This window comes from Jannaschia seohaensis (genome assembly GCF_900116765.1).
Taxonomy (GTDB): Bacteria; Pseudomonadota; Alphaproteobacteria; order Rhodobacterales; family Rhodobacteraceae; genus Jannaschia; species Jannaschia seohaensis.
This window is the reverse complement of record NZ_UETC01000002.1, coordinates 180,362-201,987: the sequence shown is the minus strand read 5'-3', so window position 1 is coordinate 201,987 and position 21,626 is coordinate 180,362. Positions and strand designations below refer to the sequence as shown.

The 21,626-nt window shown below is 66.7% G+C and carries 24 protein-coding genes; 18 read left to right on the top strand and 6 right to left on the bottom strand.

Going from position 1 to position 21,626, the window contains the following annotated elements:
• Nucleotides 1-68: 68 nt before the first annotated feature.
• Complete coding sequence (locus DTQ71_RS05740) at nt 69-887, top strand: DUF6473 family protein (protein WP_109563328.1); 819 nt, start codon at nt 69-71, stop codon at nt 885-887.
• A gap of 66 nt (nt 888-953) precedes the next feature.
• Here the strand turns inward: DTQ71_RS05740 and DTQ71_RS05735 are convergent, their stop codons facing one another.
• The 6 genes from DTQ71_RS05735 to DTQ71_RS05710 all read right to left on the bottom strand — a co-directional run bounded on the left by DTQ71_RS05735 (nt 954) and on the right by DTQ71_RS05710 (nt 5,195).
• A complete protein-coding gene (locus DTQ71_RS05735) occupies nt 954-1,883 on the bottom strand; it encodes an electron transfer flavoprotein subunit alpha/FixB family protein (RefSeq protein WP_109563327.1) in 930 nt (309 codons plus the stop codon).
• A complete protein-coding gene (locus tag DTQ71_RS05730; RefSeq protein WP_109563326.1) occupies nt 1,883-2,641 on the bottom strand; it encodes an electron transfer flavoprotein subunit beta/FixA family protein in 759 nt (252 codons plus the stop codon). The genes DTQ71_RS05735 and DTQ71_RS05730 overlap by 1 nt, the downstream gene beginning before the upstream one ends.
• Before the next feature lie 167 nt (nt 2,642-2,808).
• Complete coding sequence (locus DTQ71_RS05725; RefSeq protein ID WP_109563325.1) at nt 2,809-3,384, bottom strand: cob(I)yrinic acid a,c-diamide adenosyltransferase; 576 nt, start codon at nt 3,382-3,384, stop codon at nt 2,809-2,811.
• A gap of 103 nt (nt 3,385-3,487) precedes the next feature.
• On the bottom strand, nt 3,488-3,688 hold the full coding sequence (locus DTQ71_RS05720; RefSeq protein WP_109563324.1) for a twin transmembrane helix small protein: 201 nt from the start codon (nt 3,686-3,688) through the stop codon (nt 3,488-3,490).
• A gap of 41 nt (nt 3,689-3,729) precedes the next feature.
• Entirely contained in the window at nt 3,730-4,554 is an 825-nt protein-coding gene (locus DTQ71_RS05715; RefSeq protein WP_109563323.1) for an SDR family NAD(P)-dependent oxidoreductase, read from the bottom strand.
• Between the two features lie 104 nt (nt 4,555-4,658).
• A complete protein-coding gene (locus tag DTQ71_RS05710) occupies nt 4,659-5,195 on the bottom strand; it encodes an SH3 domain-containing protein (protein ID WP_109563322.1) in 537 nt (178 codons plus the stop codon).
• A gap of 205 nt (nt 5,196-5,400) precedes the next feature.
• Here DTQ71_RS05710 and DTQ71_RS05705 point away from each other — a divergent pair, with 205 nt between their 5' ends.
• The 17 genes from DTQ71_RS05705 (at nt 5,401) to rplP (ending at nt 21,418) form a co-directional block, all read left to right on the top strand.
• Nucleotides 5,401-7,689: a DNA topoisomerase IV subunit A gene (locus DTQ71_RS05705; protein WP_407066393.1), complete on the top strand. Its 2,289-nt coding sequence runs from the start codon at nt 5,401-5,403 to the stop codon at nt 7,687-7,689.
• Nucleotides 7,682-8,866 (top strand): DUF898 family protein, encoded by a 1,185-nt coding sequence (locus DTQ71_RS05700; RefSeq protein WP_109563320.1) that lies wholly within the window; start codon nt 7,682-7,684, stop codon nt 8,864-8,866. The genes DTQ71_RS05705 and DTQ71_RS05700 overlap by 8 nt, the downstream gene beginning before the upstream one ends.
• 38 nt (nt 8,867-8,904) lie before the next feature.
• Nucleotides 8,905-10,032, top strand: coding sequence for a M48 family metallopeptidase (locus DTQ71_RS05695; RefSeq protein ID WP_109563319.1), 1,128 nt, complete (start codon nt 8,905-8,907; stop codon nt 10,030-10,032).
• Between the two features lie 54 nt (nt 10,033-10,086).
• Entirely contained in the window at nt 10,087-10,677 is a 591-nt protein-coding gene (locus DTQ71_RS05690) for a hypothetical protein (protein WP_109563318.1), read from the top strand.
• A gap of 109 nt (nt 10,678-10,786) precedes the next feature.
• Nucleotides 10,787-11,962 (top strand): elongation factor Tu, encoded by a 1,176-nt coding sequence (gene tuf, locus DTQ71_RS05685; RefSeq protein ID WP_109563317.1) that lies wholly within the window; start codon nt 10,787-10,789, stop codon nt 11,960-11,962.
• 325 nt (nt 11,963-12,287) lie between these two features.
• The gene (locus tag DTQ71_RS05680; protein ID WP_170125308.1) at nt 12,288-14,258 is read left to right on the top strand and encodes a methyl-accepting chemotaxis protein; all 1,971 of its coding nucleotides are present in this window, start codon (nt 12,288-12,290) and stop codon (nt 14,256-14,258) included.
• A 688-nt stretch (nt 14,259-14,946) separates the two neighbouring features.
• Nucleotides 14,947-15,255: a 30S ribosomal protein S10 gene (gene rpsJ, locus DTQ71_RS05675; RefSeq protein WP_109563315.1), complete on the top strand. Its 309-nt coding sequence runs from the start codon at nt 14,947-14,949 to the stop codon at nt 15,253-15,255.
• 13 nt (nt 15,256-15,268) lie between these two features.
• Entirely contained in the window at nt 15,269-16,141 is an 873-nt protein-coding gene (rplC, locus tag DTQ71_RS05670) for a 50S ribosomal protein L3 (protein WP_109563314.1), read from the top strand.
• The gene (gene rplD / locus DTQ71_RS05665) at nt 16,138-16,758 is read left to right on the top strand and encodes a 50S ribosomal protein L4 (protein WP_109563313.1); all 621 of its coding nucleotides are present in this window, start codon (nt 16,138-16,140) and stop codon (nt 16,756-16,758) included. The genes rplC and rplD overlap by 4 nt, the downstream gene beginning before the upstream one ends.
• A complete protein-coding gene (locus DTQ71_RS05660; RefSeq protein WP_109563312.1) occupies nt 16,755-17,039 on the top strand; it encodes a 50S ribosomal protein L23 in 285 nt (94 codons plus the stop codon). The genes rplD and DTQ71_RS05660 overlap by 4 nt, the downstream gene beginning before the upstream one ends.
• 309 nt (nt 17,040-17,348) lie before the next feature.
• Entirely contained in the window at nt 17,349-17,876 is a 528-nt protein-coding gene (locus tag DTQ71_RS05655; protein WP_146204802.1) for a hypothetical protein, read from the top strand.
• A gap of 52 nt (nt 17,877-17,928) precedes the next feature.
• Nucleotides 17,929-18,570, top strand: a complete 642-nt coding sequence (locus DTQ71_RS05650; RefSeq protein WP_109563310.1) for a trypsin-like serine peptidase — start codon at nt 17,929-17,931, stop codon at nt 18,568-18,570.
• Between the two features lie 173 nt (nt 18,571-18,743).
• Nucleotides 18,744-19,586: a 50S ribosomal protein L2 gene (gene rplB / locus DTQ71_RS05645; RefSeq protein WP_109563309.1), complete on the top strand. Its 843-nt coding sequence runs from the start codon at nt 18,744-18,746 to the stop codon at nt 19,584-19,586.
• A 3-nt stretch (nt 19,587-19,589) separates the two neighbouring features.
• Complete coding sequence (gene rpsS, locus DTQ71_RS05640; RefSeq protein WP_109563308.1) at nt 19,590-19,868, top strand: 30S ribosomal protein S19; 279 nt, start codon at nt 19,590-19,592, stop codon at nt 19,866-19,868.
• A gap of 3 nt (nt 19,869-19,871) precedes the next feature.
• Complete coding sequence (gene rplV, locus DTQ71_RS05635; protein WP_109563307.1) at nt 19,872-20,252, top strand: 50S ribosomal protein L22; 381 nt, start codon at nt 19,872-19,874, stop codon at nt 20,250-20,252.
• Nucleotides 20,252-20,992 (top strand): 30S ribosomal protein S3, encoded by a 741-nt coding sequence (gene rpsC, locus DTQ71_RS05630; protein ID WP_109563306.1) that lies wholly within the window; start codon nt 20,252-20,254, stop codon nt 20,990-20,992. Before rplV ends, rpsC begins: the two co-directional genes overlap by 1 nt.
• Before the next feature lie 12 nt (nt 20,993-21,004).
• Nucleotides 21,005-21,418, top strand: a complete 414-nt coding sequence (gene rplP / locus DTQ71_RS05625; protein WP_109563305.1) for a 50S ribosomal protein L16 — start codon at nt 21,005-21,007, stop codon at nt 21,416-21,418.
• Nucleotides 21,419-21,626 lie beyond the last annotated feature (208 nt).

Below are 21,626 nucleotides of genomic sequence, written 5' to 3'. Positions count from 1 at the left end.
CTCAACCTATCGTCAACCCGTCTCGGGCAAAGCTGAACGTATCCAGCGAATCACGCGCCCCGAGGACGATGGCCCAACTGCAGCCCGATGCTCCGCTCGACTATTACCCCTGCCGCTACGGGGCGTGCCGGATTCCGTTCCGCGGTCCGCGGGTCGAGCTCACGCGGCCCTATACGGTCGTCTTGGGCGGCAGCGAGACCTACGGCAAGTTCGTCGAGGATCCGTTCTGCGACCGCGTGGCCGAGCTGACGCATCGCCGGGTCGTCAATCTGGGCGTTCACAATGGCGGGCTGGACGTGTTCGCCCGGGACGAAACGCTGCATCCGGTGATCGCGGGCGCGGAGACGGTGATCGTCCAGGCGATGGGCGCGGCCAACCTGTCGAACCGGTTCTATACCGTGCATCCACGTCGCAACGATCGCTTCCTGCACCGGTCCGTCCTGATGGAGACGCTGTTTCAGGACGTGGATTTCAGCGACTTCGCCTTCACCCGGCACATGCTGGTGACGCTGCAACATGCCAGTCCGGACAAGTTCGCGATGGTCACCCGTGAGTTGGGAGAGGCCTGGGTCGCGCGCATGCGCCTTCTGCTCTCTCGTATCCCCGGCGAAAAGATCCTGCTGTGGATCGAGGACCCGGGCAACGACGCGCTGGGACCCGAGCCGCTCTTCGTGACCGTGGACATGATACAGAAGCTCAGGCCGTTGATCGACAAGCTCGTCCATTGCGACGTGACCGAGGATCGGCTTGACCGCCGACCAAAGGGGCTCGTATTTTCCGAGGGGGAGGAGTTGGCGGCCTTGGGCGCCTTTCCGCAATTGGCGCATGATCGGGTCGGTATCGCTCTCGCCAAGGCGCTGGGCTGGCGGGATCAGGCGGCGGCCTGAGCGCAAAACGCCGCGGCCAGGGAAGGCCGCGGCGATGAGGTCCGACAGGGCCGAAGAGCCGGGCGCTTAGCCCAGCTTTTCGGTCAGTTCCGGCACCACGGTGAAGAGGTCGCCCACCAAGCCGTAATCGGCGACCTGGAAGATCGGCGCTTCTTCGTCCTTGTTGATCGCGACGATCACCTTGGAGTCCTTCATCCCGGCAAGGTGCTGGATCGCACCCGAGATGCCGACGGCGATATAGAGATCCGGCGCCACGACCTTGCCGGTCTGTCCGACCTGCCAGTCGTTCGGCGCGTAGCCCGAGTCGACCGCGGCGCGGGACGCGCCCACCGCCGCGCCCAGCTTGTCGGCCAGACCTTCGATGATCTTGAAGTCTTCCTCGGAGCCCACGCCTCGTCCACCGGACACGACAACTCCGGCCGAGGTCAGCTCGGGGCGATCGCTCTCGGCAACCTTGTCCTCGACCCACTCGCTCAGGCCGGGATTTTCGGCTGCCGCGATCGTCTCGATCGGGGCCGAATTGCCGTCGCCCGCGGCGTCGAAGGTCGAGGTCCGGATCGTCATGACCTTGGTCGCGTCGGACGATTTGACAGTCTGGATTGCGTTGCCGGCGTAGATCGGGCGCTCGAACGTGTCGGCATCCACCACGGCGGTCACGTCCGAGAGGATCATAACGTCGAGCAGGGCGGCGATCCGGGGCATCACGTTCTTCGCGTCGGTCGTCGACGGTGCCAGGATGTGCTTGTAGTCGCCGGCGAGCCCGACGACCAGCGCCGCGGTCGGCTCCGCCAGGCGGTGGCCCAGGGACGGATCCTCTGCGACCAGCACCTTGGCCACGCCCGCCAACGTCGCCGCCGTTTCTCCGGCGGCCGCGGCCGAGGCCCCGGCGCAGAGCAGTGTCACTTCGCCCAGCTGGGTCGCCGCCGTCAGTGCCTTGGAGGTCGCGTCGACGTTGAGTTCCCCGTTGGTCACTTCTCCGATCAGAAGAACGGCCATCACACAGCTCCCACTTCCTTGAGTTTCGCTACGAGCGTGTCGACATCCGGCACCATTTCCCCGGCCTTGCGGGCCTCAGGCTCGGACGTCTTCACGATCTCCAGCCGCGGGGCGACGTCGACGCCGTAATCGGCGGGCGTCTTCTCATCCAGCGGCTTCTTCTTGGCCTTCATGATGTTCGGCAGGGAAGCATAGCGCGGCTCGTTCAGACGCAGGTCGACCGTCACGATGGTCGGCATCTTGACCTTGATGGTCTGGAGCCCGCCATCGACCTCGCGGGTGACGACGGCGTGATCGCCCTCGACGTTTACCTCCGAGGCGAAGGTCGCCTGCGACCAGCCCAGCAGTGCCGAGAGCATCTGCCCGGTGGCGTTCATGTCGTTATCGATCGCCTGCTTGCCGGCCAGCACGAGGCCTGGCTGCTCTTCGTCGATGACGCCCTTGAGGATCTTGGCGACGGCGAGCGGTTCGATGTCCTGATGGACGTCATCGGTCGCGACGACGAGGATGGCGCGGTCGGCCCCCATGGCGAGCGCGGTCCGCAGCGTCTCCTGCGCCTGCTTCACGCCGATGGAAACGGCGACGATCTCTTCGGCCGCGCCCTTTTCCTTGAGGCGGATCGCCTCCTCGACGGCGATTTCGTCGAAGGGATTCATGGACATCTTGACGTTGGCCAGATCCACGCCCGACCCGTCGGCCTTGACCCGAACCTTGACGTTGTAGTCGATCACCCGCTTCACGGGCACCAGCACCTTCATGGCTTCCTCCTTCGCGTCTTCGGTGTGCGTTTAGCGCAGGGCGCAGGGACCCGACAGCCGGAAAACGAAGGGCCAGGGCCATCTGACGCAATGGCCTGACGTTTGACGTCGCGAGGCGGAAGGGCAGTGGGGTAGGGCGGGGTTAACCCCGCCCTACAAGTTCGGCCTCAACCGCGGTTCGCGCCAGGGATCCAGAGAACATCCGCTTTCCCGTCATCATTCGCGATGCGGGAGGCGACGAAGAACCAGTCGGACAAACGGTTTAGGTATTTCACCGCCGCTTCGTTCACGTCCTCCGAGAGGGCCAGTTCGACGCAGCGCCGCTCCGCACGGCGGGTCACCGTGCGGCAGAGATGCAGCTGCGCCGAGAGCGCCGAGCCGCCCGGCAGCACGAAGCTGCGCAGCGGCTCCAGCGCGTCGTTCATCGCGTCGATCTCCGCCTCCAGCCGCTCGACCTGGGCCGGGGCCATGCGCAGCGGGGGGTATTCGGCCTCCGCATCCTTGGCCATGTCCGGGCGGCAGAGATCCGCGCCCAGATCGAACATGTCGTTCTGGATCGCGGCCAGCCGCGCGTCCATCTCGCCCTCGGCATGCTGGCGCGCCAGGCCGATCGTCGCGTTCGCCTCGTCGACGGTGCCGTAGGCCTCGACCCGGGCGGAGGTCTTCGGCACGCGCTCTCCGTTGCCCAGCGCAGTGGTTCCCGCATCACCGGTGCGGGTGTAAATCTTCGACAGAACGACCATTCGCCGCACTCCTCTCGACCGATCATTATTCGCGCTCCCTCGGAGCGACTATCACTCGCGCCCCTTCGGAGCGCTTGTCATTCGCGCTCCCGCGGAGCGACCGTCAGGCGCCGCGGAGCCAGACGAACCCGAGCAGCAGCGCGACCGCGATGAACTGCGCGTAGATGCGCCAGCGCATCATCCGGTTTCCGTGCTTGCGGTTGAACTCGCCGCCCTTGGCGAAGCCGCCGACGCCGACGAGCAGGATCACCACCACCGCCAGACAGGCGGCGGCGACGACGTAGAAAAGAGGATCATCTGCCATGTTGGCTCCTGTTGCTTGGCCCCGCTACCTAGTGGGCCGTGTCAGCCTTTCGAGAGAATTCGGTCCAAAGTCGCGGTCGGCACCAGGCGTTTCATCGTGCCGGCGATGTGGGTGGGGACCGTGACGTAGTAGCGCGCGCGGGGGCGGTCGGACTCGATCGCGTGGATCAGCTTTTCGGTCACCGCCGAGGGCGGAAGCTCGAACCGGCCCTTAGCCGTGGAGGAATGGCGCGCGATCTCGCCCTTGTAGTCCGAGGCGCGGGCGGCGTTCTTCCAATCGATCCATTTATCGAACTGCTTCTTGGCGTTGATGCGGAAGGCGGAGGTGATCGGCCCCGGCTCGATCAGAGAGACGTAGATACCGCTGCCGGCCATTTCCAGACGCAGCGTGTCGGTCAGCCCCTCCAGCGCGAACTTGGTGGCGTTGTAGCTGCCGCGCCAGGGCATGGCGGCAAAGCCCAAAACGCTCGAATTCTGGACGATCCGGCCGTGACCCTGCGTGCGCATGATCGGGATGACGCGGCGGGTCAGGTCGTGCCAGCCGAAGAAGTTGGCCTCGAAATTGGCGCGGAGCGCGTCGGTCGGCAGGTCCTCGACCAGGCCGGGAATGGCATAGGCGCCGTTGTTGAAAAGCGCGTGGAGCGTGCCGCCGGTCTCTTCCGCGACCCGCTCCAGCGCCGGGTCGAAGGTCGTAGCGTCCTCATAGTCGATGCGCGGGCTGCTGAACCCGTTGGCCTCGAGGCGGGCGCAATCCTGGGCTTTCCGGCAGGACGCGAAGACTTTCCATCCCCGCTCCGCCAATGTGCGGGCGGCGTCCAACCCGATCCCGCTGGAACATCCGGTGATGAGAATGCTGCGCTGCGCCAACCTCGCCTCCGATTCGCTGCCCGGGACGCAGCTAGGTCCGAACCGTCCGAAATGCGCAAGGGCGCCCCGCCGGGACGCCCCCTTCCTTTGTCCGATGATGGCGGTCAGCTGGGTTCGAGGAAGCGGTCGGCCATGAAGCCGGTGCGGCCGGTCTCCACGTCGCGGATCTCCTGCCAGCCATCGATCGGCTCGCCCAACGGCTCCGCCAGGGTACCCTGCGGCAGGCTGTCGACCACTCCGTTCGATGTCGACGGACCGGAGCGCATGTTCACCCGGCTGCCCGTCACGCGCAGCAGGTTGGTCGGCGCCTCTGGCGCCGCCTCCTCGCTGGGGCGGGACGCGGGCGAGACGAGGCTGACGACGACTGGCTCGCCGATCAGGCGCGGCTCGGAGACGCTGGGGACGGGCGTGGAGGCGGCGATGGCGGCCGGGTCCGGCGCCTCGACAATTGTGCGCGTCACCTGTGCTTCTGGCTCGGCACCGAGAATCGTGGGTTCGGTAAATTCCGACCGCTCGGTCGGGACGACCGAAGCGATGACGGGCGCCAATGCCTCCCGCTCGGTGGTCGCGTCGGTGGGCTGGCCCCAGATCACGAAGCCCGCATAAAGGGCGAGGGCAAGGGTGACGGTCAGTTTGAGCATTGCAAGATCCCCCCGTGCGACAATCACGATTCGCTAAAATAACAATCGCCAGCCTAATGAGTTCCTTGGGAGCGCGGCCAGCGAAAAAGACGATACCACAGATGGCCTGCAATTCGAACCCGTGTTCTTGTGATGTTTCCGAGGCACCGCTACATCCCATGCCATGACCGCGCCGGATAATGACCCAGATCACGCCCCAGACGAGATGACCGTGTCCGAACCGCTCTCGCGGGCGATCGGCGACCGGTATCTGACCTATGCCCTCAGCACGATCATGCATCGTGCTCTGCCGGACGCGCGGGACGGGCTGAAGCCGGTGCATCGCCGCATCCTCTACGCCATGCGGGAACTGCGGCTCAGCTCGACCGGGGGCTTCCGCAAGTCGGCCAAGATCTCGGGCGACGTGATGGGGAACTATCACCCCCATGGCGATGCCGCGATCTACGATGCGATGGCGCGGCTCGCGCAGGATTTCGCGGTCCGCTACCCATTGGTGGACGGGCAGGGGAACTTCGGAAACATCGACGGCGATAACCCTGCCGCCGCTCGCTACACCGAAGCACGGATGACGGCGGCCGCCGAGGCGCTGCTGGAGGGGCTGGACCAGGACGCGGTCGACTGGCGCGACAACTACGACGGCACCCTGCGGGAGCCGGTCGTCCTGCCCGCCGCCTTCCCGAATCTGCTGGCCAATGGCGCGGCGGGGATCGCGGTGGGCATGGCCACCAACATCCCGCCCCACAACCTGGATGAGCTGATCGCGGCCTGCCTGCATCTCATCAAGGCGCCCAATGCCCGGGACGAGACCTTGGTGGAGCATGTGCCGGGTCCGGACTTTCCCACCGGCGGCATCATCGTCGAGCCGCGGGAGAACATCCTGGAGGCCTACCGCACGGGCCGCGGCGCTTTCCGTCTTCGGGCGCGGCATCACCGGGAGGATCTGGGCAAGGGTCAGTGGCAGATCGTCGTCACCGAGATCCCGTATCAGGTCCAGAAGGGCAAACTGATCGAAAAGCTGGCGGAGCTGGTCACCGCCAAGAAAGTGCCCATCCTGGCCGATGTGCGCGACGAGAGCGCCGACGACATCCGCATCATCCTGGAGCCCAAGACACGCAATGTCGACGAGGCCGTGCTGATGTCGACGCTCTACCGTCTGTCGGATCTTGAGACGCGCTTCCCGCTCAACATGAACGTGCTGATCGACGGGGTGACGCCCAAGGTCTGTTCGCTCCGCGAGGTGCTTCAGGCCTTCCTCGACCATCGGCAGGACGTGCTGCTGCGGCGCTCGCGGCACCGGATCGGCAAGATCGACCATCGGTTGGAGGTGCTCGAAGGCTTCATCCTCGCCTATCTCAACCTCGACCGCGTGATCGACATCATCCGCTATGACGACGCCCCGAAAGAGGCGCTGATCCACGAACAGTGGTCGGCGGACTATCGCCGCGCCACCGACGAGTCGGACTATGTCTCGCCCCTGCCCGCCAAGGGCGAGCCGCAGCTGTCGGAGGTTCAGGCCGAGGCGATCCTCAACATGCGGCTGCGCGCCTTGCGGCGGCTCGAAGAGATGGCGCTTCTGAAGGAGCGGGATGCTCTGATGGAGGAGCGGGCGGGGCTGCAAGACCTGCTCGACGACGAGGATCTCCAGTGGAAGGCGATCTCGGCCGAACTGCGCGAGGTGCGCAAGCTGATGGGCAAGGCGACCGAGGCGGGGCGGCGGCGCACCGATTTCGCCGAGGCGGTCGAAGTGGCCGACGTGCCGCTGGAGGCCATGATCGAGCGCGAGCCGATCACCGTCGTCTGCTCTCAGATGGGCTGGCTGCGCGCGCTCTCGGGCCATCAGCCGCTCGACAAGGAGCTGAAATACAAGGACGGCGACGGGCCCGCCTTCGTGTTCCACGCTGAGACCACCGACAAGCTGATCGTCTGGGGCTCGGACGGGCGGGCCTATACGCTCCAAGCCAGCGCGCTGCCCGGCGGGCGCGGTATGGGCGAGCCGCTGCGGCTGATGGTCGACATGCCCCAAGAGGCGCGGATCGTGGACATGTTCATCCACGTCCCGGGCCGCAAGCTGCTCCTGGCGTCCTCGGCGGGCGACGGTTTCGTCTGCCCCGAGGACGAGATGATCGCCATGCGGCGGGCTGGCAAGCAGGTGCTCAACGTCCGGGGGGACGTGACCGCGATGAAGCCGGTGCCTGCGCGCGGCGACCACGTCGCCACGATCGGCGAGAACCGCAAGATGCTGGTCTTCCCGCTGGCCGACCTGCCGGAGATGCCACGGGGCAAGGGCGTGCGGCTCCAGCGGTTCAAGGATGGCGGACTGTCGGACGTGACCGTCGTGACCCTGGCCGATGGTATGAAATGGCCCGACGCGGGCGGGCGCACGCGGCATCAACAGGACCTGTCCGAATGGCTTGGCGCCCGGGCGAGCGCGGGCCGCATGGCGCCGCGGGGGTTCCCAAGGGACAACAGCTTCGCCACGCTGATCCATGAGTAGCGGCACCGCGCTCGACCGGATGAGCGCGGAGGTGGTGGGCTCCAAGGGGGCGCTTTTCGCCCTCGTCTTTAAGACGACGGCGCTGACGGTGGCAACGCTGGGGATCTATTCCTTCTGGGCGCGGACGCGGACGCGGCGCTGGCTTTGGTCGTCGCTCCGGGTGGGCGGCTCGCCCTTCGAATATGTCGGCCAGCCGCTGGAAAAGCTGATGGGCTTCGTCATCGCGGCGGTGATCGTGGCGGTCTATCTGGGCCTGATCGTGATGGTCCTGATCTTCGCCTCCCTCAACCTCTTCGGAGGGCCGGGGCCTGGGACGGCGGCGGCCTTCGGCCTGCTGCTGCCGGTCTACTGGTTCGCGCAATATCGGGGCCTGCGCTACCTGCTCAACCACACGCGCTGGCGCGGGATCTCCTTTTCGATGACGCCCGGGGCCTGGCGTTATAGCGGGTTGGCGACGCTCTGGACGCTTCTCTCCATCCTCTCCCTGGGGCTGCTCTGGCCGGTGCGACAGCAGCAGCTTTGGCGCTTCCGCGCGCGCAACACCTATTACGGGGACGACCATTTTCGTCTGACCATTCCGGCGCGGCGCCTAGTCCCGCCCTTCCTGCCGGCCCTGGCGGGGATCTGGGGGCTGGCGGCCACGACCTATATCGTTGGCGGCATGGAGCGGGAGGACTACGCCTGGCTCTATCTGCTGTTCGGTCCGCTCGCCGTGTTCGGTTGGGTCCACTGGAAGACCGTCTCCTTCCGCCTCCTGGCCTCCTCGCTCGCCTTCGCCGGAGCGGCGGGGCTGACGGTGCGCCCCGCGACAGGCCGGGTCATCGGCATCCATACGGGCGGCTGGCTGGCGGTGGGCCTGGTGCTGGTCGTCGCGCTGATCGCGGCGCTTTTCGCCTTCGGTTTCCTTGCCGTCAGCGCCCTGCCGCAGATCGAGAATATCGAGGAACTGGACCCGATCTGGTTCGTCCTCGGCGGCCTGCTCTTCTATCTGACCTTCTTTCTGGGCCGCAGCGCGCTGCGGCTCGTCTTCGTGACCTATCCGTTGATCCGCCATGTCGGCCAGGGCCTGGAAGTGCGCGGCGCCGCCGAGGTGAACGCCGTCCGCAAAGGGGAGAGTTCGCACATGCATGACGCCGACGGCTTCGCGAACCTCTTCGACATGGGGTCGGGGATATGAGCGGCCCCTGGGGACATGCGCCCGCCCCCGAGCCCTCGATGGCCCCGGATCCCGGCGCGCCGGTCTTCGCCGATTACTTCGACGGGATCCGCGCCCTGCGCCAGCGCGCGCGCCTGCGGGCCCAGACCGGGGATCGCGGCCGCGTCCTGCTGATCGAGCCGCCCGCGGGCGAGGCCGTCCGCTGGCCCGTCCGCCGCATCCGTCTGCTGCCGGACCAGGCGCCGGGCGGGGCGTTGGCCTATGGTCTTGTGACCGGGGGCGAGGCCCGCCTCGTGGTCGAAGACGAAGAGGCGCGCGACCTGATCGAGCGGCTAGACCCCGCGACCCGGGCCAAGCTGCCGGGGCCGCCGCTCTGGCGCCGGGCGCTGATGGTGTCGGCGGGGGGTGTGGCGGCGCTGGCGGTGCTGCTGTTCCTCGTCCTGCCCGGCCTCGCCGGCCTTCTGGCCCGGTTCATGGATGTCGAGGCCGAGATCGCCATGGGCGAGATCCACTACGAACAGACCCGCGTCTTCTTCGCCCAGGGGCTGGAGCCCTTGCGCGAATGCGGCAGCCCCGCAGGTGCCGCCGCGCTCGACGCGCTGACCGAGCGCGTGGCGCAGGGCGTGGACCTTCCGTACGATCTGCAAGTTGCCGTGCTCGACGACAGCGCCCGGCCGATCCTGAACGCCTATGCCGTGGCGGGCGGGCGGATCGCCTTCTTCAACTCCATGATCCAGGCGGCCGAGCGGCCCGAGGAGATCGCCGCTATCCTCGCCCATGAGATCGCCCATGTCGTTAACGACGATCCTGTCCGCCATACGCTGCAATCGGCCTCGGGGCTGGCCGTTATCTCCGTCCTGGTCGGTGACGTGACCGGCGGCGGATTGCTCAGCGGGATGCTGGGCGGGGCGATCGCCTCCGGCTATTCCCGCGACGCGGAACTGGCGGCAGACGCCTTCGCTGCGGATCAGCTTCGGTCCGTCGGCCTGCCGCCCTCGGCCCTGGGCGAGATGTTCCAGCGGCTGCGCGACCGCTATGGTGATGTCGAAGGGCTGATGGAGCATTTCAGCACCCATCCCGCCCTGGCCGACCGCATTCGGACCGCCGACGCCGCGGGCGATCCGCCCATCGGCCGGCCGGCGCTGACCCCCAAGCAATGGGCGGACTTGCGCGACATCTGCAGCTGAGTTGCCACCGCCGGGCGCCTTCGCTATCCCCGCGCCGACTGCCAGGAGTGCTCGATGACCCGACTATCCCGCCGCGCCTTCTCGGCTCTGTCGCTTGCCGGGGCGTCGGGGGCGCTCACCGCCTGCGCCATCCCCGATCCGCTCGAGTCCGAGCAGCGTCCGATGGGCGATTTCGAGCTGGCCTTCACCGTGGTCGTCACCAACAACATCAAGAAGGTTCCGCCGTCGCGCGACGCCTCGCCCGAGGCGTGGGAGCAGGTGATGACCTCGGAGCTGGAACGCCGCTTCGGCGGCTATCGTGGCGGCAAGGGCTATGTGATCGCCCTGGCCATCGACGGCTACGCGCTGGCGCCGCCGGGCATTCCGCTGGTTCTGACGCCGAAATCGCTGCTGGTCGTCACCGCCAATGTCTGGGAAGCGGACCCCCAGCGGAAAATCGCGGGGCCCGAGCAGATCAGCACGTTCGAGGGGGCCAACACGCTTTTCCTCGGCTCCGGCCTGATGAAGGACGCGGAGGCGCAGATGGTGACGCTCGCGCGGAACGCGGCTTTCAAGATCCAGTCCTGGATGCTCCGCAACGGGGAGATGTTCGGGCTGCCGCCGGGCCTGGGCAACGCCGCGCCCGAGATCCCGCCCGAGCTTTGACGCGCAAGGCGCACGCGCCGCTTGCGCTTGGGGCGATGCCCCGCTAGACGGCCCGCGATATGGAATCTGGGCGCCCGGGATGGGTGCCCCTGCAAGTCGGGGAGCCATCATGGCGAAGGCAAAGTTCGAACGCACGAAGCCGCATGTGAACATCGGCACGATCGGTCACGTGGACCACGGCAAGACGACGCTGACGGCGGCGATCACGAAGTATTTCGGCGACTTCAAGGCCTATGACCAGATCGACGGTGCGCCCGAGGAGAAGGCGCGCGGGATCACGATCTCGACCGCCCACGTGGAATACGAGACCGAGAACCGGCACTATGCCCACGTCGACTGCCCCGGCCACGCCGACTACGTGAAGAACATGATCACGGGCGCGGCGCAGATGGACGGCGCGATCCTGGTTGTGAACGCGGCCGACGGCCCGATGCCGCAGACCCGCGAGCACATCCTGCTGGGCCGCCAGGTCGGCATCCCGACGATGGTCGTGTTCCTCAACAAGGTCGACCAAGTCGATGACGAGGAGCTGCTGGAGCTGGTCGAGATGGAAGTGCGCGAGCTTCTGTCCTCCTACGACTACCCGGGCGACGACATTCCGATCATCGCCGGTTCGGCTCTGGCCGCGATGGAAGGCCGCGACCCGGAGATCGGCGAGGAGTCGATCCGCAAGCTGATGGCGGCCGTGGACGAGTGGATCCCGACGCCGGAGCGCGCGGTGGACCAGCCCTTCCTGATGCCTGTCGAGGACGTGTTCTCGATCTCGGGCCGCGGCACCGTTGTGACGGGCCGGGTCGAGCGCGGCGTGATCAATGTGGGCGACGAGATCGAGATCGTCGGCCTGCGCGACACCCAGAAGACGACCTGCACGGGCGTCGAGATGTTCCGCAAGCTGCTGGATCGCGGTGAGGCGGGCGACAATATCGGTGCGCTGCTGCGCGGCATCGACCGGGACGGCGTGGAGCGCGGCCAGGTTCTGTGCAAGCCGAAATCGGTGACGCCGCACACGAAGTTCGAGGCCGAGGCCTACATCCTGACCAAGGCAGAGGGCGGCCGCCACACGCCGTTCTTCGCGAACTACCGCCCGCAATTCTACTTCCGGACGACGGACGTGACGGGCACGGTTCAGTTGAAGGAAGGGACCGAGATGGTGATGCCGGGCGACAATGTCGGCTTTGGCGTCGAGCTGATCGCGCCGATCGCGATGGAGGAAGGCCTGCGCTTCGCCATCCGCGAAGGCGGCCGCACCGTCGGCGCCGGAGTCGTGTCGAAGATCATCGAGTAATCGATGATCTGACGCGCCCGGGGCTTGTGTCGAAGATCATCGAGTAATCGATGATCTGACGCGCCCGGACTGCCAGGGCGCGACAGACGACCCCGACCTACTGGAAGGGCCGCCTCCTAAGGCGGCCCTTTTCCTTTGCCAAGGCCCAGACCGGTCGCGCGCTGCGCTGCGGAGGTAAGGAGATGTTAAGGCGGGCCGGGTAGGCATCGCAGAGACCGCAGCGAGGACCGAGACGGAGAGGATCGCTGGATCGTGTCGCGCACCTTCGCAGGGGGCGTTGGTCTTTTGATCCGGCCGCGCGGGCGGCCCCACCATGGATGGCTCGATGGCGAGACAGCTCCATTCCTTCGTGGTTCGCGCGACCATCGTCGCGGTCATCGCCACGTCGGCCTGCATGGCGATCCTGCTGGTCTGGCAATCGATGGTGACGAATGCCCGGATGGACCGGGCCTTCAGCGAAGCTGCCGTGACGAAATCCATCTTGTTCACCAGCCGCATCGCCGCGGGCGCGCGGCTCAAGAGCCGGGACGTGATCGCGCCTCAACTGGCGGAGTTCATCGGTTCCTCCGCCCTCGATCTCGAGGCCGCACGCGTCACCCATAGCGATGGCTATGAGGTCGCTTTCCTCGCCGATCCCGGGACGGCTCTGTCCGCGCAACTGCCGCCCCCTCGCACAGACGCGACGCCGATGGCGACCAGCCGGGAGGAACTGCTCAGTGTTTCGGTTCCGATCCTTCTGGAGACGGGGGCTGAGACCGTCCACGTGGGAGAATTGCTGACGGTTTGGAGCAAGGAGCCGACATCTCGCGAGGCCAGCGCCGCGATCTGGCAGATGGTCGGATACTTCGCGCTCTGTCTCGTCGTGATCTCGGCGATCATCTCGATTACGTTGCAGAAAATGATCGCGCGGCCCCTGGCGCAAGTCATAGACGCCATGCGGGATCTCTCGCAGGACCGGCTCGACATCGTTCTCCCGGACGCGGCCACCACAGAGATCGCTGCGGCACGTACCTGCCTGGAGGCGTTTCGAGAGAACATCCTCATCCGACGGGATCTGGCCGCGACCCAAGCCCGGGACGAGGCCGAGCGCCGCGCCCTGATCGAGGAGCGGGAAGCACGAGCGACCGCAGATCGGCTGGAGGCCGAGCGCCGGGCGGAGCAAGACGAGGCCGAGGCGCGGCGCGTGCGCGCGGAGGCGGAGCTGCTGCAAGCGGGCCTGAGCGACATTGTCGCGGCGGTGACCGCCGGAGCTCTGGATCACCGCATGCCGGTGGAGGGTGTTCCGGCGAACCAGATCGCGTTGCGCAGGATGGTCAACGAGATGGTCGAGCAGATGGGGGCGGTCATCGACGACGTCGTCGAGATGTTGGCCCGGCTCGAGCAAGGGGATCTGACGGCACGCATGCAGCGGGCTTGCGCGGGGCGCTATGAGGCGCTGCAATCCGCGGCAAATGCCACGGCTGCGCGACTGAATTGCGCCCTGGAGGAGTTCAACGAGAACGCGACCGAAATCCTCGGCGATAGCAGCGACCTCTCGGCGTCCGCGGAAGACCTGTCGAAGCGGACGGAGCGGGCGGCCGTCTCCCTTGCGGAAACGACGACCGCGCTCGACCAGATCGTGGACCTGATCGCCACCGCGGCCGCATCGACTGGCGAAGCTCGGCAAACGGCGCGCGCGGCTCGCGACGAGGCCGTCGAGAGCGACCGCATCGTCCGAGAGGCGATCCACTCCATGGAGAGCATCCGCAGCGTGTCGAGCGACATCTCAAGATCTTTGAACGTAATCAACGATATCGCGTTCCAGACCAACTTGCTTGCGCTGAACGCTGGGGTCGAAGCCGCGCGGGCGGGCGAGGCCGGACGCGGCTTCGCTGTCGTTGCCTCGGAGGTTCGGGCGCTGGCTCAGCGCGCCTCCATTGCGGCAGAGGAGATCGGCGCGCTGATGGCGACCTCCGCAGAACAGGTCGAGAAAGGGGTCGAGAGTGTCGGATGGACGGGCAAGGCCTTGGAAAAGCTGGGCTCGAGCATCGACCGGATCGGCGGCCAGATGGAACAGATCGCGGTCTCCGCAGACGAGCAGTCCGTCGCCGTCCAGGAGATCAACCGCGCCTTGCTCCAGATCGATCAGACGACACAGCAGAATACGGCCATGTTCGAAGAGATGACGACGGCGAACCTGTCGCTGAAGAACGCCGCCTCGCATATGCTGGGGCTCATCGAGACGTTCCGGATCGGTGCCGCATCGGATGGGTCCCCGTCCGCAGAGTCATCGCTGCGGCGGGCCGCCATGAGCTGAGCCATGGTCTTCGGCGCCGCGGGCTCGGAAGGCGGGGGCGGGACGGGGCACCGCAAAGGCGCGAAGGCACCGCCGATGCGCGCGACGCAGTTGCCTCCCCGCCGGTGAGACCGGCGTCCGCGGCAACGATCCAGCGCTCCGTTATCGCCGCGACGAAGGCGTCGCCGGCTACGCGCGCGCCGAGACCGCCGGCTGAAGGGGGCGTGGGCGTCACACGGGGCGATCATGTCAGCGCCGGCGATCACGATCGTGCAGGTTTGGACCGCGCCCGTCGCGCTGAAGCGGTCCGAGCAGGTCGCCGCTCTGTCCCCGTAGCTGACGCGCATGGGGTGAACGTCGCGGTCGCGAGGAGGGTCTTGTCGGTCTCCATGGAACTGGCCTCTCCGACTAGACAGGCCGGCGCCCGGCATCGACTGGCCCGAGGCTTGGGATTTCTCGCCTGCGTTGCCAGTTTCTGATGGGCGCTGCGCAATCCGGCGCGGGCGTTCTCGTGTCGCCGCTCGAAAGGTGGGGCAGGGGGCTTGCGCCCCGGGGCGAGTCGGTCTATCGCCCGCTTCCACGGACGGGGTCGCTTTGCGGCCCCGCTTCCGTTCTGGTCCGATGAGGGGGCCGGGTGGTCCGTCCTCCTCCTCTCGACTTGAACGCGGCCGACCCCCGAGGGGGCTGTCGCCCTGTCGGAAAGAACGACATGAAAAGCCAGAACATCCGCATCCGGCTCAAGGCGTTCGATTACCGCGTGCTGGACGCCAGCACCCAGGAAATCGTCAACACCGCCAAGCGCACGGGTGCGCAGGTCCGCGGCCCGATTCCGCTGCCCAACAAGATCGAGCGCTTCACCGTGCTCCGTGGCCCCCATATCGACAAGAAGAGCCGCGACCAGTGGGAGATCCGCACCCACAAGCGCATGCTCGACATCGTCGACCCGACGCCCCAGACCGTGGACGCGCTGATGAAGCTCGACCTCGCCGCCGGCGTCGACGTCCAGATCTCGGTCTGAGGAGGGCACGGATATGATGCGTTCCGGAGTGATCGCGAAGAAGATCGGGATGACCCGTATCTTCCAGGAAGACGGCAAGCAGATCCCCGTCACCGTGCTGCAGCTCGACGGCCTCCAGGTCGTGGGCCAGCGCACCGAAGACAAGCACGGCTACACCGCGCTGCAGCTGGGCACCGGTACCGCCAAGGCGAAGCGCACCAGCCAGGCCATGCGCAAGGTCTTCGCCAATGCGGGCGTCGAGCCCAAGCGCAAGATCGTCGAGTTCCGGGTCGATCCCGAGAACCTGGTGGATGTGGGCGAGGAGATCATCGCCGACCACTATTTCGAGGGTCAGTACGTCGACGTCAGCGGCACCTCGATCGGTAAGGGCTTTGCCGGTGCCATGAAGCGGCACAATTTCGGCGGCCTGCGCGCCTCGCACGGCGTGTCGATCAGCCACCGCTCGCACGGCTCCACCGGTCAGTGTCAGGACCCTGGCAAGGTGTTCAAGGGCAAGAAGATGGCCGGGCACATGGGCGCCGCCCGTGTGACCACGCAGAACCTGCAGGTCGTCAAGACCGACACCGACCGTGGCCTGATCATGATCAAGGGCGCCGTCCCTGGGTCGAAGGGCAACTGGGTGACGATCAAGGACGCGGTCAAGAAGCCGTTCCCCGAGAACGCGATCCTGCCCGCCGCCCTGATGTCCGCCAAGCGCGAGGCCCAGAAGGCCGCCGAGGAAGCCGCCGCTGCCGCTGAGGCCGAAGCCAAGGCCGCCGAGGAGGCGCGTCTGGCCGAGGAGGCCGCCGCGCAGGAGGCCGCGCTCAAGGAAGCCGAGGCGGAGATCGCCGAACAGACTGCGGCGACCGACAACTCGGATGCCGAGAAGAAGGAAGGTGACGAATGAAACTCGACGTCATCAAGATGGACGGCTCGTCGGCGGGGGACATCGAGCTCTCCGACGACATCTATGCCGTCGAGCCGCGCCGGGACATCCTGTTCCGCGTCGTGCGCTGGCAGCGCAACAAAGCGCAGCAGGGCACCCACAAGGTCAAGACGCGCTCCGAGGTCAGCTATTCGACCAAGAAGATCGTCCGCCAGAAGGGCTCCGGCGGCGCGCGCCACGGCTCCCGCAAGGCGCCGATCTTCCGCAAGGGCGGTGTCTACAAAGGCCCGACGCCCCGCAGCCACGCCCATGACCTGCCCAAGAAGGTCCGCAAGATGGGCCTCGCCCATGCGCTGGCCTCCAAGGCCCAGGCCGGCAAGCTGGTCGTGCTGGAGGATCTGACGATCGAGAACGCCAAGACCGGCGTTCTGGCCAAGCAGATCGCCGATCTCGGCTGGAAGCGGGCGCTGGTCATCGACGGGGCCTCGGTCAACGAGGACTTCGCCCAGGCCGCGCGCAACATCGACACTCTGGACGTTCTGCCCAGCCAGGGCGCGAACGTCTACGACATCCTCAAGCGTGACACGCTCGTGCTCACGAAGGCGGGTGTCGAAGCTCTGGAGGCGCGACTGAAATGAACAGCTACGATGTGATCCGTAAGCCGATCATCACCGAGAAGGCCACGATGGCGTCCGAGACGGGCGCGGTGGTCTTCGAAGTCGCCATCGATGCCGCCAAGCCGCAGATCAAGGCCGCGGTGGAGGAGCTCTTCGGCGTCAAGGTGAAGGCCGTCAACACGACCGTCACCAAGGGCAAGGTCAAGCGCTTCCGCGGTCAGCTGGGCCGCCGGAAGGACGTCAAGAAGGCCTATGTGACGCTCGAAGAGGGCAACACGATCGACGTGACGACCGGCCTCTGAGCCCCGTCCCGTCCGTCCCGAGAGGGCTCCGGCAGCGATGCCGGGGCCTTTTTCTTTGGTCGCGCCCCTGATGATGGGGACGCCGCCGCCGACCGCGTCCGTTCGGCCAATTAGCCACAAAATCGCCCGGCGAAGATCATTCGCAGCCCCCGGTCTTGGCCGAATCTCTTGTCATATTGAATAAGTTCCGACATATCTGGGGCTGGTCAGTCGAGCGTGTTAATTATGCCTAAGTCTGTTCTGTCGAATGCTGCTGCGGCCCTCATGTCGGTGGGTTGTCTTTTTGTCGGGGCGGCGAACGCCGCGACATTGTCCCCACTGCCTGCCTTCATCTCCGATGTCTTCAGCGGCAACGACGAAGCGACCAACACGGATTTGCAGACGTTTCTCGATGGGATCACGCTGTCCGACGGGAGCACCTTCGACAGTTCATCCCTCACGCTGATCGCCCGTCAAGCCGACGCGAGCCCGATCTCGAACGAGGGGTCCGCGCCCGCTGGCTGGCTGGTGCGCCAGGATTGCGATGGCGTCGAGATCGACTGCAACGAGCAGACCTCGGGCAGCTGGATCGCGCAGGGCGACGCGGATGTGGTCGTCTACAAGGCGGGGAATTCCTTCGTGGTCGCCGTCTACGACCCTATCGTCACGGGCGGAACGGAGGTCCTTTTCGACGTTCTGCAACTCGGCTTTCCTTCGGCCCAGGGTCTGAGCCACATGTCGCTCTGGGGCGTTGACCGCGTCTCGGGCGAGATCCCCCTGCCTCCAGCGATTGCGCTGATGCTTCCCGCGCTGGGAGGGCTTGTGGCCATCCGTCGGCGCAGACGCCAAGCCGCCTGACACGCGGTTCACGCCCCGGGACAACGTCGCAAACTGGCGTTACGCTGCGGGCATGCGCCTAGTCATCTTCGTTCTTATGCTGGCCACTCAGGCGAGTGCCCAACCCGTTTCAGGCCGGATCGAGACGAGCGCCCATGCCTGGACGTGCAGCGCCACGCAAATTGCGCCCGACTTGATCCTGACCGCCGCCCACTGCCTGAGTCCCGAACACGAGTATGGCTACCGCCCGGGCCTCGCCACGCTGCGGGGCACGTGGCCCGTCAGCGAGATCCACCGGCATCCGGTGTTCGGCCTCGCAGGGGGCGCTGCCTCCGGGCGGCGCTACGACATCGCGCTCGCGACCGTCGCGCCCGTGCCCGGAGCGCCCATCGTTCCGGTCGATCCGGGGCCGCCGGAGGTGGGGGAGACGCTCATTCTGGAGACCTGGCTCGGGGAGGACGGTTTGGCACCGGTTCGGCGCGGCTGTCCGGTGCTGGCCTTGCCGACCGAGCAGGTCGTGCTCGGCTGCAAGGTGGTCGGCGGCCAGAGCGGCGGCGCCGTGCTGCGCGCCCATGCGGAGGGGCCAAAACTGGTCGCCGTGGCCACCGCGCGGATGCGGCATGACGGGCGCGACGCCGCTCTGGCCACGCTGGTCGCGCCGCGCCTCGACGTGCTTCTTCGCACGGCTGGTCGGGAGGGTGCGATGCGCCCTTGACCCCCTCGTGCGATTCCCATAGCAGGCGGCAACCGCAAAGCCCCGGGCCTCGCTCGGGGCTTTGCGTTCGCCGTCTCTCGGGACGGCTTCGCACCGGGGACCTACGGGGCCCTACATCCCGGGCGGATCGTCGCGAGGCGGGCGTCCGACACACAACGGAAGACAGGTAAACAATGGCACTCAAGTCGTACAAGCCGACGACGCCGGGCCAGCGTGGGCTGGTTCTGATCGACCGTTCGGAGCTGTGGAAGGGGCGCCCCGTCAAGGCGCTGACCGAAGGTCTCACCAAGAATGGTGGCCGCAACAACACCGGACGGATCACGATGCGCCGCAAGGGCGGCGGGGCCAAGCGCCTCTATCGGATCGTCGATTTCAAGCGCAACAAGCTGGACGTCCAGGCGAATGTGGAACGGATCGAATACGACCCGAACCGCACGGCCTTCATCGCGCTCATCCGCTACACCGATGGCGAAGCGTCCTACATCCTGGCCCCGCAGCGGCTGTCGGTCGGCGACCGCGTCGTCGCCTCGGCCAAGGCGGACATCAAGCCGGGCAACGCGATGCCGTTCTCGGGCATGCCGATCGGCACGATCGTCCACAACATCGAGCTGAAGCCCGGCAAGGGCGGTCAGATCGCGCGCGCCGCGGGCACCTATGCCCAGTTCGTCGGCCGTGACGGCGGCTACGCTCAGATCCGGCTCTCCTCGGGCGAACTGCGCATGGTCCGCCAGGAATGCATGGCGACCGTCGGCGCGGTCTCGAACCCTGACAACTCGAACCAGAACCTCGGCAAGGCGGGGCGCAACCGGCACAAGGGCATCCGCCCCAGCGTCCGCGGCGTCGTGATGAACCCGATCGACCACCCGCATGGCGGCGGCGAAGGCCGCACCTCCGGCGGCCGTCACCCCGTGACCCCGTGGGGCAAGCCCACCAAGGGCGCGCGGACCCGCAACACGAACAAGGCGTCGCAGAAGCTGATCATCCGCTCGCGTCACGCCAAGAAGAAAGGCCGCTGATCCATGGCTCGTTCCGTATGGAAAGGCCCTTTCGTGGACGCGCATGTCCTCCGGAAGGCCGAGAAATCCCGTGAGTCGGGCCGCAACGAGGTCATCAAGATCTGGTCGCGCCGCTCCACCATCCTGCCCCAGTTCGTGGGCCTCACCTTCGGCGTCTACAACGGGCACAAGCATATCCCCGTGAACGTCACCGAAGAGATGATCGGCCAGAAGTTCGGGGAATACTCGCCGACGCGCACCTATTACGGGCACGCCGCCGACAAGAAAGCCAAGAGGAAGTAAGCCATGGGCAAGGAGAAAAATCCCCGCCGCGTGGCCGATAACGAGGCCATGGCGAAAGTGCGGAGCCTGCGCGTCTCGCCGCAGAAGCTGAACCTCGTCGCCGCCATGATCCGCGGCAAGAAGGTCGAATCGGCCCTGTCCGACCTCACCTTCTCCAAGAAGCGGATCGCCGTGGACGTGAAGAAGTGCCTTCAGTCGGCCGTCGCCAATGCCGAGAACAACCACAACCTGGACGTCGACGAGCTGGTCGTCGCCGAGGCCTACGTGGGCAAGAACCTGACCATGAAGCGCGGCCGGCCCCGCGCGCGCGGTCGTTTCGGTCGGATCACCAAGCCGTTCGCGGAGCTGACCGTCGTCGTGCGTCAAGTCGAGGAGCAAGCGTAATGGGCAATAAGGTCAATCCGATCGGCATGCGCCTCCAGGTCAACCGCACCTGGGACTCGCGCTGGTACGCCGACACCGCCGAATACGGTCCGCTCCTGCTGGAAGACCTCAAGATGCGCGAGTTCATCGAAGAGGACTGCAAGCAGGCCGGCGTCAGCCGCGTCATCATCGAGCGCCCGCACAAGAAGTGCCGCGTCACGATCCACACGGCCCGTCCCGGCGTCATCATCGGCAAGAAGGGCGCGGATATCGAGGTGCTTCGCAAGAAGCTCGCCAAGATGACCGACAGCGAGCTGCACCTCAACATCGTCGAGGTCCGCAAGCCCGAGCTGGACGCGCAACTGGTCGGCGAGAGCATCGCCCAGCAGCTGGAGCGCCGGGTGTCCTTCCGCCGCGCCATGAAGCGCGCGGTGCAGAACGCCATGCGCATGGGCGCCCTCGGCATCCGCGTGAACATGGCTGGCCGTCTGGGCGGCGCGGAGATCGCGCGGACCGAGTGGTATCGCGAAGGCCGGGTGCCGCTGCACACGCTGCGCGCCGATATCGACTACGCCCATTCCGAGGCCGAGACGCCCTATGGCATCATCGGCATCAAGGTCTGGATCTTCAAAGGCGAGATCATGGAGCACGACCCGTCGGCTCGTGATCGCAAGGCGCAGGAGCTGCAGGACGGCCCGACCCCCCGCGGCGCCGGTGGCGGCCGCCGTGACGACCGCGGTCCCCGCGGCCCGCGCCGGTAAGGAGTAGCAGTCATGTTGCAACCGAAACGGACCAAGTTCCGCAAGCAGTTCAAGGGCGCCATCAAGGGTGAGGCGAAGGGCGGGTCCGACCTGAACTTCGGCACCTATGGCCTCAAGGCGACCCAGCCCGAGCGGGTCACTGCCCGCCAGATCGAAGCCGCCCGCCGGGCTATGACGCGTCACATGAAGCGTCAGGGCCGTGTCTGGATCCGCATCTTCCCCGACGTGCCCGTGACGTCGAAGCCGGTCGAAGTCCGGATGGGTAAAGGTAAGGGTTCGGTCGATTACTGGGCCTGCAAGGTGAAGCCCGGCCGGATCATGTTCGAGATCGACGGCGTGTCCGAGCCGATCGCCCGCGAGGCGCTGCGCCTCGCCGCGATGAAGCTTCCGGTGAAGACCCGCACGGTCGTCCGCGAAGACTGGTGATCCGAGTCCCGCGGTCGCGGGGCGGATGGAAATCGAGAGTCCCCGTCGGAGCGATCCGGCGGGGGCTTTTCTTGTCCAAGGGGAAGCCGCTTGTGAAAAGGGCCGCGGGGACGGATTGGGACGCGGCGGGGCGCGGAGACGAAGAGATCCCCTTCGGCGGCGCGCTCTTCGAGGGTCTCCGGGCCGAGCCGCCCTTTCGCTTGTCGCT